This is a genomic window from Lacinutrix gracilariae (assembly GCF_042684485.1).
Classification (GTDB): domain Bacteria; phylum Bacteroidota; class Bacteroidia; order Flavobacteriales; family Flavobacteriaceae; genus Oceanihabitans; species Oceanihabitans gracilariae.
Genome location: NZ_JBHULM010000001.1, coordinates 401,551 through 416,904 on the forward strand (window position 1 = coordinate 401,551; position 15,354 = coordinate 416,904).

Consider the following 15,354-nt stretch of genomic DNA (forward strand, 5'->3'; position numbering starts at 1 on the left):
ATTATGAAGTCTCTAATTTTTGTATTGGCATGTTTTCTTTCGGTAGTTTCTATTTCGCAAGAAACAGAAATTGCAGAAGAATTTCTTCCTATTCATTTAGAAGGTAAAGATGCTTTTCTTTCCACTAAAACAGGAGAATATGTTTTTTTAGAACATGATACAACCGATGCTACAAAATTAGAGACTACAAATAATGGTGTTATTTATACAGATATTCAAATACACATTGTTGCTAAAAAAGAAACCATTTCTAAAATAGCTAAACAATATAATATAAGTAATGAAGAAATCTTAGAGCAAAATAAGTTGTCTTCAAACAAATTGAGTATTGGTCAGGAGATAAAGATTATAAAAAAAAGGGTTGTAAAGTCTAGTAGTCCTGTGTTAGATCAAGGAGAAGCAAAAGTTATAGCTAAATTAAATCCAGGTCAAACACCAGCAGGATTAGAGCTTACAACACCAAGAAGTACTACAACAATATCTCCAAACACTGCTAATACTAATGAAGTGAGTGAAGAGGTAACACCAACAGCAGATGTTATTGAAAACAAAACTACCTTAGGTAAAGAAGAAGCTGCATCACAAAATGCACAATCTTTTTATATAGTTAAAAAAGGAGATAACTTGTATAGCATAGCTAAAAAACATGGTATTGCTTTAAAAACTTTAAAAGAAATTAACAATTTAGAGACAAATAATATAAGTATTGGGCAAAAGTTAAAACTAAAATAAAAATATATTTCTTATCTATGCGTTTTAAGATAGATTTAGTTAATTTGCACCTTTATGATTAAGAAATATTTAACATGTATTTGTCTGCTATACGTTGTTACTTCTAATGCACAATTAGGAGGAGAAACAACCTACCAGTTTTTAAACTTAGTATCTTCACCAAGACAAGCTGCTTTAGGTGGTAAAGTGCTTACTAATGTAGATTATGATGTAACACAAGCTATTTTTAATCCAGCTACTATTAACTTAGATATGGATAATCAACTTGCTGTTAATTATTCTAGTTATTTAGGAGGTATAAGTTATGGTACAGCAGCCTATGCTTACACAGTAGATAGAAGAAGTTTAACCTATCACGTAGGTGTTTCTTATATTAATTACGGAAGCTTTGATGGTTATGATGAGCAAGGGGTTTCTACAGGATCTTTTACTGGTAATGAAGCTGCAGTATCTTTTGGGCATGCTAGACAAATTGGTTATTCTGATTTTTACTTAGGTGGAAATCTAAAAATCATTACTTCAAAATTAGAACAATATAGCTCTATTGGTATTGCTGTAGATGCAGGATTAATTTATATTAATGAAGATATAGAGTTTCAAGCTACTTTAGTACTTAGAAACGCAGGAACACAAATTACAACCTATGCTGGATTGCACGAACCTTTGCCTTTTGAGGTAGATTTTGGTATGTCGCAAACCCTAGAAAACGTACCAATACGTTGGCATTTAACTTTTGAGAATTTACAAAAATGGCCAATAGGTGCTTCCAATCCTGCAAGAGCAACTACAGATCTAGAAGGAAACCAAACCCAAGAAGAAGTGAGTTTTTTTAATGAAGCATTAAGACATACTATTTTAGGTTTAGAGCTATTTCCAGAAGGAGGATTTCAATTTAGAATTGGATATAATTTTAGAAGAGCAGAAGAACTACGTATTGTAGAACAACGTAATTTCTCTGGTTTATCTGCAGGTATTTCTATAAAATTAAATAAACTGCGTTTTAGCTATACACATGCTAAATACACAAGCGCATCTAACGCAAACTTTTTTGGCTTACAAATAGACTTACAATAAAAAGTATTTGTAGCACCTTTAATTAATTATATGAATAACATTACCATTGCCATAGACGGATTTTCATCTACAGGAAAAAGTACAGTAGCTAAGCAATTAGCAAAGCATTTAGGATATATTTATGTAGATTCTGGTGCTATGTATAGAGCTGTAACTCTTTTTGCAATGCAACATAATTTTATTGATGCTAAACATTTTGATAGAGAAACTTTAGTAGCCAAACTAGCAGAAGTAACTATTAGCTTTACTTTTAATCCAGAATTAGGTTTTGCAGAAGTGTATTTAAATGGTGTAAATGTTGAAAAACAAATAAGAACCTTAGAGGTTTCTAGTTTTGTTAGTCAAATAGCAACCATTCCAGAAGTTCGTTCTCAATTGGTGAAACAACAACAGCAAATGGGAAAAGATAAAGGTGTTGTTATGGATGGTCGTGATATTGGTACTGTTGTTTTTCCTAATGCAGAATTAAAAATATTTATGACTGCTTCTGCCGAAACAAGAGCACAACGTAGGTTTGATGAGCTTGTTAATAGAGGAGATGAGGTTTTATATAAAGATGTTTTGCACAATGTGCAAGAACGTGATTATATAGACTCTAACAGAAAAGACTCGCCTTTAGTAAAAGCAGAAGATGCAATAGAAATTGATAACTCTAATCTTTCCTTAGAAGAGCAATTTCAAAAAGTATTAGCTTTAGTTACTAATACATTACAAGCAAATAAGTAATTCAAAAAAGCATTACATGCTGTTCCTTTTTAACTATAAGGATTCTATTAAATTTCTAGCAATAAACATTTGACATTCAAAAATATAATTGTATTTTTGCACTCCTTTTGGCGAATAGAGGAAAGATAAAAGGAATTAAATAAAAACAATTTTAACACTTCTGTGTGTTGTCGCATTAATATCTTCCTGAAACACAACAGAATACAAAACGTAGTGTAAAAGCGTTTTCAAAAAAGAAAACCGTTACATTATTAAATTATTTAAATGGCTGAAAAAGCAAAACAAGCTGAAGTTGAAGCAACAGAAGCAAAAGAAGTAAAAGAAACTCCTCAAGTTTCTGAAGCACAAGCAAACCCAGAAAAATTCTTAGCAGATTTCAATTGGCACAATTACCAAGAAGGTATTGATGAGGTTGAAGATTCTCAATTAAAAGAATTTGAAAAATTAGTATCAGAAAATTTCGTTGATACTTTAGATGACGAAGTAGTAGAAGGTGAAGTAATTCACATTTCAGATCGTGATGCAATTATTGACATCAACGCAAAATCTGAAGGTGTAATTTCATTAAACGAATTTCGTTACAATCCTAACTTAGCAGTTGGTGATAAAGTAGAAGTATTAATTGATGTTCGTGAAGACGCAACAGGACAATTAGTATTATCTCACAGAAAAGCACGTGTAATTAAAGCTTGGGATAGAGTTAACAATGCACATGATACTGGTGAAATCGTTAATGGTTTTGTAAAATGCAGAACTAAAGGTGGTATGATTGTAGATGTATTTGGTATTGAAGCATTCTTACCAGGTTCTCAAATTGATGTGAAACCAATTAGAGATTACGATCAGTATGTAAATAAAACTATGGAATTTAAAGTTGTGAAAATCAACCACGAATTCAAAAACGTAGTAGTATCTCATAAAGCTTTAATTGAAGCTGATATTGAAGTACAAAAGAAAGAAATTATTGGTCAATTAGAAAAAGGTCAAGTACTAGAAGGTGTTGTTAAAAACATTACTTCTTACGGTGTATTTATTGATCTTGGTGGTGTTGACGGTTTAGTTCATATTACAGACCTTTCTTGGTCAAGAATCAACCATCCAAATGAGATTGTTGAGTTAGACCAAAAATTAAACGTGGTAATCCTTGATTTTGATGAAAACAAATCAAGAATCCAATTAGGTCTTAAACAATTATCTAAACATCCTTGGGATGCTTTAGGAGAAGATGTAAAAGTAGGTGATAAAGTAAAAGGTAAAGTTGTAGTTATTGCTGACTATGGTGCTTTTGTTGAAGTTGCTGAAGGTGTTGAAGGATTAGTTCACGTAAGTGAAATGTCTTGGTCTACACATTTACGTTCTGCTCAAGATTTCGTTTCTGTAGGAGACGTTGTTGAAGCGCAAATCTTAACTTTAGATAGAGAAGATAGAAAAATGTCTCTTGGTATCAAGCAATTATCTGCAGATCCATGGACAGATATTACAACTAAATACCCAGTAGGTTCTAAACATTCTGGTACAGTTCGTAACTTTACTAACTTTGGTGTTTTTGTTGAATTAGAAGAAGGTATCGACGGATTAATTTACATCTCTGATTTATCTTGGACTAAGAAAATTAAACACCCATCAGAATTCTGTGCAGTTGGTGATACTTTAGATGTTGTTGTTCTTGAACTTGATGTTGAAGGACGTAAATTATCTTTAGGTCATAAACAAACTACAGATAACCCTTGGGATAAATACGAAACTGAATTTGCTTTAGGTACTACACATACTGCAGAAATTGCTGAAGTTGTAGATAAAGGAGCAACTATTGAGTTTAACGAAGATATCGTTGCCTTTGTTCCTTCTCGTCACCTTGAAAAAGAAGATGGTAAGAAACTTAAAAAAGGAGATACAGCAGAATTTAAGATTATCGAATTTAATAAAGAATTTAAAAGAGTAGTTGCTTCACATACTGCTATCTTTAGAGAAGAAGAAATCAAAAATGTAAAAGAAGCTGTTAAAAAAGCAGAAAGTCAAGCTGCAGAAGCTAAACCAACTTTAGGTGATGCTAACGAAGCTTTACAAGCGCTTAAAGACAAAATGGACGGAAAGAAATAATTCTATCTGAATATTTATAAATTGAAAGCCTCTTAGAAATAAGAGGCTTTTTTATTGCTTATAATTACGCTTTATAGTTTACTTCACTTTCTATATTTTATATATTTCTTTACAGAACACTTTACAAACACATTGTAAACTATTAAATTTTACCTTAACTTTGCTTTTAAAATACGTTTGTATATTCTATGAGTCAAAAAGTGTTACTTAACGCAAAAGAGGTAAACATCATTCTTCATCGATTGGCTTGTCAACTTATTGAAAATCATAAAGATTTTACTAATACTGTTTTAATTGGTATACAACCTAGAGGTAAATTTTTAGCAAATAGGTTAATTACATTATTAAAAGAAGATTATAAAATTAAAAACCTACAGTCTGGGCAGTTAGATATTACTTTCTATCGTGATGATTTTAGAAGAAGTGACAAACCTTTAGAAGCAAATGCTACAGAAATTAATTGTGTAGTAGAAGGTAAAAAAGTAGTTTTTATTGATGATGTTTTATATACAGGACGAAGTATTCGTGCTGCATTAACTGCAATTCAGTCTTTTGGTAGACCAAATGAAATAGAGCTTTTAACTTTAATAGATAGAAGATTTAGTAGACACTTACCCATTCAACCAGATTATAGAGGTAGGCAAGTAGATGCTATTAATAAAGAAAAAGTAAAAGTTAATTGGGTAGAAAATGAAGGCGAAGATGCTGTATACCTAATTAATAGTTAGAATTTAAAAGTAAAGATTAATAAACTGCAGCATTAAAACTGCAACCTGAATACTAAAAATATGAGCGAATTAAGTGTAAATCACTTATTAGGAATTAAATATCTTAACAAACAAGATATACAACTCATTTTTGAAACTGCAGATCATTTTAAAGAAGTGATCAATAGGCCAATTAAAAAAGTACCTTCATTACGTGATATTACTATTGCCAATTTATTTTTTGAAAATTCTACACGTACAAAATTATCTTTTGAGCTAGCAGAAAAAAGACTTTCTGCAGATGTAATAAACTTTTCAGCAGCGCAATCATCGGTTAAAAAAGGAGAAACCTTAATAGATACTGTAAATAACATTCTTTCTATGAAAGTAGATATGGTTGTTATGCGTCATCCTAATCCTGGAGCTGGCGTGTTTTTATCTAAACACGTAAATGCAAGTATTATAAATGCAGGTGATGGTGCACATGAACACCCAACACAAGCTTTATTAGACTCGTATTCTATAAGAGAAAGGTTTGGTGAAGTAAAAGGAAAAAATGTGGTTATTGTTGGTGATATTTTACACAGTCGTGTAGCACTATCTAATATTTTTGCATTGCAATTACAAGGTGCTAATGTAATGGTTTGCGGACCAAAAACATTAATCCCTAAATATATAGATAAACTAGGTGTAAAAGTAGAAACTAACTTACGCAAAGCTTTAAATTGGTGTGATGTTGCCAATATGTTACGTGTACAAAACGAAAGAATGGATGTAAGTTATTTTCCTTCAACTAGAGAATATACACAACAATTTGGAGTAGATAAAACCTTATTAAATTCTTTAGATAAAGAAATTACTATAATGCATCCTGGACCAATAAATAGAGGTGTAGAGATTACTAGTGATGTAGCAGATTCTAAACAAGCTATCATTTTAGATCAAGTGCAAAATGGTGTAGCAATTAGGATGGCAGTGATTTATTTATTAGCTTCAAAAATAAAACAGTAAATTATGATTTTTGATAAAGACGAAAATATTACCATTATCACACAAGAAAAAGCTTCCATTGTTGAGCTAGTTAAAAAACTAGGTGTGTTATATGAAAAATTTAAAAACGATAACGTAATTGTTAATTTAACAAGTTTAAAACCTGTTACATTAGAAGATATTATTGAATTTTTGCAAATATCTAACACACATAGAAAAGCAAAAAAATCTTTTGTTATTGTTACAGATAAAATAAACTTAAATGAAACTCCAGATGAAATAGTAGTAGTGCCAACCATAAAGGAAGCCTATGATATTATTGAAATGGAAGAAATGGAACGCGATTTAGGTTTTTAAAGGTCTATGGAAGCTTATTTACATTTGTTAGTATCTGCTTTTAAAAAAATAACAAATTAATATTCATTAATGAAATTACGCATTTTAGGCTGTTATAGTGCAACTCCTAGAGTTAACACCAACCCAACAGCACAAGTACTAGAAATTAACAATCATTTGTTTTTAATTGATTGTGGAGAAGGTACACAAGTACAATTGCGTAAACATAAGGTGAAGTTTAATAGAATTAAACATATATTTATCTCGCACTTACATGGCGATCACTTTTTTGGTTTAGTAGGTTTTATTTCTACACTTACATTACTTACTCGTGAAACAGATTTGCACATTTACGCACCAAAAGGCCTTAAAGAAATAATTACGCTTCAAATGAAATTAACAGGTTCATGGACTAATTATAAACTGTTTTTTCATGAATTAAATGCAAAAACTTCTGAAATTATTTTTGAAGATGATACAGTAGAAGTGCATACCATACCACTAGATCACAGAATATATACTAACGGTTTTTTATTTAAAGAAAAAGAAGGAGAACGTAAACTAGATTTAAGCAAAGTAGAGGAGGCAAACATTAATGTAGCATATTACAGAAAGCTAAAACAAGGTCATGATGTTGTTAATGAAGATGATGTATTAATAGATCATACAAAAGTAACCTTACCAGCAAATCCACCAAAAAGTTATGCTTATTGTAGTGATACTGCATATTCAGAAAGTATAATACCTATAATTAAAGAGGTAAATGTACTTTATCATGAATCTACCTTTTTAGAAAAAAATAAAAATCTTACCATTACCACAAAACATAGCACAGCAAAACAAGCAGCAACTATTGCACTTAAAGCTAATGTTGGTACTTTAATACTTGGTCATTACTCTACAAGATATGAAAGTTTAAATGATTTTAAAAAAGAAGCAAAAACCATTTTTGATAAGGTAGAACTTGCTAAAGACGGAAAATTATTTGAGTTTTAGCGAATTAGTTTTAAACTCATCTAAATTTAATACCCAAGAAATAGCTTCTTCAAGAGAGTTTGAACGTTTAACACTTTTTGATGAAAATTTTTTTTCTAATGTGGCATTAATATAGTTCATTTCAGAATAACAAATAGATACACTAGCAACCAAGAAATCATAGTGTTTAAAAAAATAAACCCAATGATTCGGATCAAATGAATAAGAGTTTATTTTGTTAGATATATATGCAATTTTACAATTTACACCATAATGTAAATGTATAAGATTAATCATTTCAACTATTTTATTCCAACTTAAATGAATGCCTTGTTTCATTTCTGCTATTATAAAAGTATCCATGAAGTAAAACTCACCAAAAGCAAGCGTTTTTTTAGTATAAGTAAATTTTTTACTTATAGTAGAATCTTCAAATTTCATTAATAATTTTTAGGGATGCACAAAGTAATATAAATTCTTATAAAAAAGTAAAATTCATTCATTTTAAATGTAGATTTTATAGTAAATATTTACTTTTTTAATACTTTTTACAGAGAAGTCTTGTGGTTTAATTATTTATAAGAAGGATTAACATAAAGTTGATAAAAGAGATTTTAACTTATTTAAAAAACTTGTAAATTGCCATATGGAAAAAGACTTAGGAAATTATAGAAGATCTTACGAAAAAGGTGCCCTTTTAATAGAGGATACTCCAGAAAACCCAATGGAACTATTTCAAAAATGGTTTTATGAAGTAGATATGCATTTTCCAGAAGATGAAACCAATGCAATGACTGTTTCTACTATTGGTTTAGATACCTACCCAAAGAGTAGAGTAGTACTACTTAAAAAGTACACCTATGAAGGTTTTATCTTTTACACTAATTATAATAGTGAAAAAGGAAAAGCAATAGCACATAACCCAAAGGTATGTTTGTCATTTTTTTGGCATGGAGCAGAAAGGCAAATAATAATTAAAGGAAAAGCTGAAAAAATTGCAAGCAATTTAAGTGATGGCTATTTTGAATCTAGACCAAGAGGTAGTCAATTAGGAGCTTTAGCATCTAACCAAAGTGAAGTTATTGAAAGTAGAGCCTATTTAGAATCTAAACTAAAGAATTTAGAATTAGATTTTGAAGGTAAAGAAATACAGCGACCAGAATTTTGGGGAGGGTTTTTAGTTAAGCCTGTTGAAATAGAATTTTGGCAAGGTAGAGCAAATAGATTGCATGATAGAATACGTTATACTTTAGATAAAGAATACTTCTGGGTGAAAAACCGATTATCTCCTTAAAAAATCCGTTGAAAAGCATTAATTAGTTGAAAAAGAATGTATTTCGTCGATAATGCGTCATAAAACCCGACGAAATGCATGTATTTTATCGAATTTAACATTTCGTTAACATTTTATCTCTTGATGGTTATTATATTTACAACCCCAAATCATAATAACCATTACCATGAAAAAACCTACTTTATGGCTTTTAGCCTTAACCGTCTTATTTACCACCTTTTCTTGTTCAACAGATAACTCAGATTTTGAGGTAGAAAATGTAAGCAGTGAATATACTGTACCAGAAACAAAAACTATAGAAATAGAAATTCTTGAACTTATTAATGAATATAGGTTAGATATGGGTTTAAATGCTCTTGAAGAATTAGATCTAATCAAATCTCAAGCGTATGTGCATACCGATTATATGGTTGAAGCTAGTAATATATCACATGATAATTTTTCGCAAAGAAGTGCTTTTTTAAGACAGTATGCTGGAGCGAATAGAGTTTCAGAAAATGTTGCATTTGGTTATAGTAGTGCAGCTTCTGTGGTTAATGCATGGTTAAACAGTGATAGCCATAGAGGAGCCATTGAAGGAGATTATACTCATTTTGATATTTCTGCAGAACTAGATAGTCGCGGACAATGGTATTACACGAATATTTTTGTAAAAAAATAAATTCAATACAATTAAATAAATAGACCTTAAATAGAGGTATGGGTTTTTAATAATAATTAATTAAGCCAGATAAAGTAATTTATCTGGCTTTTTATTTTTAATGGGTATTCTAGTAATGTAATTTGCTTTTCTAATTAAGGAACTACACTATAACGTATTATAATTAATAATGTAAATAGAAGTCCTTGTTTTTAATTAGAGCTTCGTTAAAATGCTTTAATAGGTATTGTTAGGTGTTGTTTTATTTTACAGAAAGCAATAGTTATAGCAAGTAAAAAGCCACTCTATATAGAGTGGCTTTTTTTTAGTATAGGATGTTGTTAGGGAATTTTAATAAACTAATTAAGTAACATCTTATACCTTATTAATATTCGTTTGTAATAATAAATTTAGATCTACGATTTTCTTGGTGTTTAGCTTCAGAGCATTTTACACCATTTCCGCATTCATTAATTAATTGATATTCACCATATCCAATAGCACTATCAATTCTATTAGAAGTAATTCCTCTAGAAATAATATAATCTCTTGTAGACTTAGCACGTCTATCAGATAATTTTTCATTGTAGGCATCACGACCACGACTATCTGTATGAGATTCAATCTTAATATGCATTTTTGGATGATTTTTCATTACTGTTACAATGTTTTCTAATTCATAAGCAGCATCAGGTCTTATATTAGATTTATCATAATCAAAGAAAATAGGGTTGATTACAATTTCATTATTTACAATAAAAGGGGTTAACAGTAAATCTTGTATTTGTTCTTCATCAGGAACATTGGTAGTTTCTACATCTTGTATATCATCTCTATAATCTAATTTTTGACCTATAATGGTATATTTTTTTTCGCATTCTACTTCAAATTCAAATGCACCATTTTCATCTGCTATTACTTCTTCAAGTTCTTTACCAGTTTCGTCTAATAATTTTACTTTAGCTTCAGGAATTGGTAGCATATTTGATTTGTCTTTTACAATTCCTTTAATTACTTGTTTACATAAGTAAGTACCAAATTGGTAAATATCATCACTACCACTTCCTTCTTCTCTGTTAGAAGAGATAAAACCGGTTTGTTCGTCAGAATTAATAAAGAAAGCAAAATCGTCAAATCTACTATTAAAAGGAGCCCCTAAATTTTGAGGTTCTGTTATAGAGTCTTTATCTTTTACTTGAAGCATATTAGATTTAAAAACATCTAATAAGCCTAAACTAATATGTCCATCTGAAGAAAAGTAAAAAGTACTGTCTTTGGCAACATAAGGAAACATATCTCTTCCAGGAGTATTAATTTTACTTCCTAAGTTTATAGGTTCTCCATAGGTTCCTGATTCTTTTATTTCAACACTATAAATATCTGTACTACCTAAACCACCTTCACGATCTGATACAAAATAAAGTGTTTTGTTATCTGGACTTAATGCAGGATGACCTGTTGAATGGATTTTATCATTAAAAGGAAGCTCTACAACATTACTCCATTTTTCTCCAATTTTTGAAGCTTTATATATTTTTAAATAAGAGGTACCTTCATCATCATAAGAAATCTTTTTACGTTTGTTGATGTTGTCTCTTGTAAAATACATGGTTTTTCCATCGTTTGTAATAGCAATAGAAGCTTCATGAAATTCTGTATTTACATCATCAGAAAGCGCTTTAATATCTTCAATAGTTGCATTTTCTGCATCATAAGTAATAGTACCTTTAAAAATATCTAAATAAGGTTCTTCATTCCATTTATAAATTTTTGCATTATTACCCTCTCCGGTAACTTTGGTAGAAGCATAGTAAAATGTATCCTCGTGAATAAAACCTCCAAATTCAGAGTATTCTGTATTAATTTCTAATGGATTAAACGTAACATATTTTCCTTCAGTAGAAGAGAGTTCTTGGTATTTAGTAAGATCCATAATTTCAAAATCATTAGCTCTTTTGTCACTTGCTTGTAATTCTTTAAATTTTGAAATCCAATCATTAGCACCTTCATAATCTCCCATACTTCTTAAAGATTGAATGTATTTATAGATGTATTCTGGACTAATTTTATTGTATTTGTTAACTGCTTTTCCGTACCATAGTGCAGCTTTTTCAGAATTAGAATTATTGTAATAACAATCTCCTAATCTGGTTAATACATGCTCGCTACTATCTCCTTTTTTTACTGCAGCTTCATAAAGCTCACTTGCTTTAATATATGCATAGTCTCTAAAAAAGTTATCTGCAACTTTTACTTGAGAGAATAGCATAGTATTGCTAAGCACTAATAGTATTAATATAAATTTTGTTTTCATCTGATTATTTTTTTAGAAATATCTAGGTGATTTTATACGTTTAACTTTAAATACTTCGAACATTAATAATATTTCGTGTGTACCACCTGTATATGCATTAATATCAGAAATAGGATACTCATAGGTATAACCAATTCTTATTTCTTTAGATAATTGAAAATCTGCTAATGCACCTAGGGCAGAAGTATAGTTATTAATTCGGTATGAAGCACCTAACCAAAGTTTTTCATGAAATAAAAAGTTTGCTGTTAGGTCATATGATAAAGGCGCTCCGTTGGTTGCTTTTATTAAAGCTGCTGGTTTAAATTTAGTATTATCACTTAAATTAAATACATAACCACCAGTGAAATAATAACTAATACGCTCTAAAGCTTCATATTGTATACCACTAGAATTTCCTTCTTTGTTATAGTCTGTGTTTAATATTCTAGGAGCCGATAAACCTATATACCATTTTTGTGTGTGCCAAAAGAAACCAACTCCTATGTTAGGGCTCCATCTATCGTCAACACCATAAATTGCAGGATCTTCTGGTTCATTACCTCTTAAAGTAGAGCTAAGACTGTATTGGGTAAATCCTGCTTTTAAACCAAATGCTAATTTTGTTTTTTCTCCTGTATTTATAGTGTACGAAAAATCGCCATAAATATAAGAGAAATCTTGATAACCTAATTTATCATTAATTAAAGATAAACCAACACCTATTTTATCATTTGTTAGTGGTGTATGTGCAGAAAGCGTTTGTGTAATAGGACCTCCTTTAAAGCCAACCCATTGGCTTCTATGAAGACCAACAACACTTAGTGTTTCTCTACTTCCTGCATATGCAGGGTTGATTGATATTGTGTTATACATGTATTGTGTAAACTGTGGTAATTGTTGGGTAAACCCAACTGTACAGCTTAATAACGCAAATGCAACAATATATTTTTTTATAAGTTTCATAGGTTAATATTTTATTATTTGGTTCCAACGTAAATATATCCGTTTATAGGATCAATTCCACTATTTTTTAATGTTACTATGTAATAATAAGTACCATCAGGAACTGTGTTAGAGCCACCAACAGCATTTTTATGCGCTGTTCCTGCCCAATTATTTTGATAATCATGAGATTCATAAATTAATGCTCCCCATCTGTTAAATATTTTTACGTCAATAACGTATCCGCAAAGTTCTACACCACTTACTTCAAAGAACTCATTATATTGATCTCCATTAGGTGTTACAGCGTTAGATATTTCTACATCATCTTCACCACAGTTTAATACAAAACATCTGTTGTGAACTTCTATAGTAGCTTCTACATAAGTAGGACAAGCAGAATCGTTTTCTGTATAACTAAATTCAATAAATTCACCTACATTTTCTCCTTCTAGTGTTATGCTTAAAGGATCAAAATAATGTCCATCTATAATTTGTGCATTACCAGAAATTACTTCCCAAGTACCACTATCATCATAATATCCACTTAGTAAATCAAATAGATCGAAAATTTGAGCTTCAAATTCATCTGTATTACATAATGTAGTATTAGTTGCAGTTACAGAATTGTTTTGTAAAGTTAACATGGCATAAACGGATGTTTCATTACCACAATCATCTGTAATTATATATTCTACATCTAGCATACCACCTAAACCAGGAGCAGAGGATAAATTATTAAAGTCATAATCTGAAGTTACTTGACCAGTAAAGTCGGTATCACAGCCATCTGCTGCACATGCTTCTAATGCTGCAATATTTTCTGCATTCCATTGGTCTGCTATAGCTTCATTGTTTTCTCCATCACAACTTAATGTTTGATCTGTTACATCACAATTTGTTAAATCGGGAGGAGTAGTATCTTCAAGAGTAAGTGTAGCATTTATAGTAGTGCTATTACCACAATCATCAGTAATGGTATATACTACATCTATTGTTCCTGCTAGACCACAAGTAGCTACTAAATTAGCAAAGTCAAAGTCTGAAGTTATTTGACCAGTAAAATCATTGTCACAACTATCTACAACGCAATCTTCAAGCGCTATAATGTTATTAGTATTCCATTCATTTGCTAAGGTTTCATTATTTTCACCATTACATTCAATAATTTCATCTAACACATCACAAGCTGTTAATTCAGGAGCAATTGTATCTTCTATGGTTAGTGTTGTAGCAATAGTAGCTTCATTACCACAATCATCACTAATAATATAGTTTACTGTAATTGTACCAGCTAGACCACAAGTGGAAACTAAGTTATCAAAGCTATAATCTGAAGTTACCGTGTAAGTAACATCCGCATCACAATCATCACCAGGACAAATTTCTAGGTTTGCAATATTAGCCGCATTCCAAGTGTCTGCAATAGCTTCGTTATCTGTACCATTACATTCTATAGTTTCGTCAATTACTTCGCTACAGATGGTTAAATCTGGAGGTGTAGTATCTTCTAAAGCAAGAGTAACTGTAATCGTAGATGCGTTACCACAATCATCAGCAACGGTATAGTTAACCGTAATTGTACCACCAAGACCACAAGTGGAAACTAAGTTATCAAAGCTATAATCTGAAGTTACCGTGTAAGTAGCATCTGCATCACAATCATCACCAGGACAAGTTTCTAGGTTTGCAATATTAGCCGCATTCCAAGCATCAGCAATAGCTTCGTTATCTGTGCCATTACATTCTATAGTTTCGTCAATTACTTCGCTACAGATGGTTAAATCTGGAGGTGTAGTATCTTCTAAAGTAAGAGTAACTGTAATCGTAGATGCGTTACCACAATCATCAGCAACGGTATAGTTAACCGTAATTGTACCACCAAGACCACAAGTAGAAGCAAGGTTAGCAAAAGCATAATCTGAAGTTACCGTGTAAGTAGCATCCGCATCACAATCATCACCAGGACAAGTTTCTAGGTTTGCAATATTGTTAGCATTCCAAGCATCAGCAATAGCTTCGTTATCTGTACCATTACATTCTATAGTTTCATCAATTACCTCAGTACAAACCGTTAAGTCAGGACCAATAGAATCTTCTAGAGTAAGAGTTGCAGTAAGAACGGTTTCGTTATCACAATCGTCTGAAACGGTATACGTAACTGTTAATGTACCACCAGCGCCACAAGTTGAAGCAAGGTTTGTAAATGCATAATCTGAAGTTACATCAAATACAGCATCTGTATCACAAGCATCGGTACCACAAGATTGTAGTGCAAGTATATTTGCCGCATTCCAATCGTTAGCAATCGTTTCATTATCTGTACCATTACATTCTATGGTTTCATCTACAACAGTACAAGCCGTAAGGTCAGGACCAATAGAATCTTCTAGAGTAAGAGTTGCAGTAAGAACGGTTTCGTTATCACAATCATCTGAAACGGTATACGTAACTGTTAATGTACCACCAGCGCCACAAGTGGAAGCAAGGTTTGTAAATGCATAATCTGAAGTTACATCAAATACTGCGTCTGTATCACAGC

General features: G+C 31.0%; 14 protein-coding genes. 10 read left to right on the plus strand and 4 right to left on the minus strand.

The window, feature by feature from the left end:
• Positions 1-3 precede the first annotated feature (3 nt).
• The 8 genes from ACFSSB_RS01760 (at position 4) to ACFSSB_RS01795 (ending at position 7,661) form a co-directional block, all read left to right on the plus strand.
• Positions 4-732 carry a LysM peptidoglycan-binding domain-containing protein gene (locus tag ACFSSB_RS01760; RefSeq protein WP_379900307.1) on the plus strand — a complete coding sequence of 243 codons (729 nt, stop codon included), beginning with the start codon at positions 4-6 and terminating at the stop codon, positions 730-732.
• 54 nt (positions 733-786) lie between these two features.
• A complete protein-coding gene (porQ, locus tag ACFSSB_RS01765; protein ID WP_379900309.1) occupies positions 787-1,806 on the plus strand; it encodes a type IX secretion system protein PorQ in 1,020 nt (339 codons plus the stop codon).
• 30 nt (positions 1,807-1,836) lie between these two features.
• Positions 1,837-2,532 carry a (d)CMP kinase gene (gene cmk / locus ACFSSB_RS01770; protein ID WP_379900311.1) on the plus strand — a complete coding sequence of 232 codons (696 nt, stop codon included), beginning with the start codon at positions 1,837-1,839 and terminating at the stop codon, positions 2,530-2,532.
• Between the two features lie 264 nt (positions 2,533-2,796).
• The gene (gene rpsA / locus ACFSSB_RS01775; protein WP_379900313.1) at positions 2,797-4,632 is read left to right on the plus strand and encodes a 30S ribosomal protein S1; all 1,836 of its coding nucleotides are present in this window, start codon (positions 2,797-2,799) and stop codon (positions 4,630-4,632) included.
• Positions 4,633-4,820: 188 nt separating this feature from the next.
• Positions 4,821-5,360, plus strand: coding sequence for a bifunctional pyr operon transcriptional regulator/uracil phosphoribosyltransferase PyrR (gene pyrR, locus ACFSSB_RS01780; protein WP_379900315.1), 540 nt, complete (start codon positions 4,821-4,823; stop codon positions 5,358-5,360).
• Positions 5,361-5,420: 60 nt separating this feature from the next.
• A complete protein-coding gene (locus ACFSSB_RS01785) occupies positions 5,421-6,350 on the plus strand; it encodes an aspartate carbamoyltransferase catalytic subunit (protein WP_379900317.1) in 930 nt (309 codons plus the stop codon).
• A gap of 3 nt (positions 6,351-6,353) precedes the next feature.
• Positions 6,354-6,686: a ribonuclease Z gene (locus tag ACFSSB_RS01790; RefSeq protein ID WP_379900319.1), complete on the plus strand. Its 333-nt coding sequence runs from the start codon at positions 6,354-6,356 to the stop codon at positions 6,684-6,686.
• Positions 6,687-6,755: 69 nt separating this feature from the next.
• Entirely contained in the window at positions 6,756-7,661 is a 906-nt protein-coding gene (locus ACFSSB_RS01795; RefSeq protein ID WP_379900321.1) for a ribonuclease Z, read from the plus strand.
• On the opposite strand, the gene ACFSSB_RS01800 is transcribed toward ACFSSB_RS01795, so the two are convergent.
• Positions 7,647-8,081, minus strand: a complete 435-nt coding sequence (locus ACFSSB_RS01800; protein ID WP_379900323.1) for a hypothetical protein — start codon at positions 8,079-8,081, stop codon at positions 7,647-7,649. The two genes, ACFSSB_RS01795 and ACFSSB_RS01800, sit on opposite strands and share 15 nt — an antisense overlap.
• A 205-nt stretch (positions 8,082-8,286) precedes the next feature.
• On the opposite strand from ACFSSB_RS01800, the gene pdxH reads away from it, so the two are divergent.
• Positions 8,287-8,934, plus strand: coding sequence for a pyridoxamine 5'-phosphate oxidase (gene pdxH / locus ACFSSB_RS01805; protein ID WP_379900325.1), 648 nt, complete (start codon positions 8,287-8,289; stop codon positions 8,932-8,934).
• Between the two features lie 166 nt (positions 8,935-9,100).
• Positions 9,101-9,595, plus strand: coding sequence for a CAP domain-containing protein (locus ACFSSB_RS01810; protein WP_379900327.1), 495 nt, complete (start codon positions 9,101-9,103; stop codon positions 9,593-9,595).
• A gap of 364 nt (positions 9,596-9,959) precedes the next feature.
• Here ACFSSB_RS01810 and ACFSSB_RS01815 read toward each other — a convergent pair whose 3' ends face one another.
• From ACFSSB_RS01815 to ACFSSB_RS01825, 3 genes are all read right to left on the minus strand, one after another.
• The gene (locus tag ACFSSB_RS01815; protein ID WP_379900329.1) at positions 9,960-11,888 is read right to left on the minus strand and encodes an OmpA family protein; all 1,929 of its coding nucleotides are present in this window, start codon (positions 11,886-11,888) and stop codon (positions 9,960-9,962) included.
• 12 nt (positions 11,889-11,900) lie between these two features.
• Positions 11,901-12,833, minus strand: a complete 933-nt coding sequence (locus ACFSSB_RS01820; RefSeq protein ID WP_379900331.1) for a PorP/SprF family type IX secretion system membrane protein — start codon at positions 12,831-12,833, stop codon at positions 11,901-11,903.
• 14 nt (positions 12,834-12,847) lie between these two features.
• Positions 12,848-15,354: gliding motility-associated C-terminal domain-containing protein (locus ACFSSB_RS01825; RefSeq protein ID WP_379900333.1), on the minus strand; the 2,507-nt coding region annotated here is incomplete at its 5' end.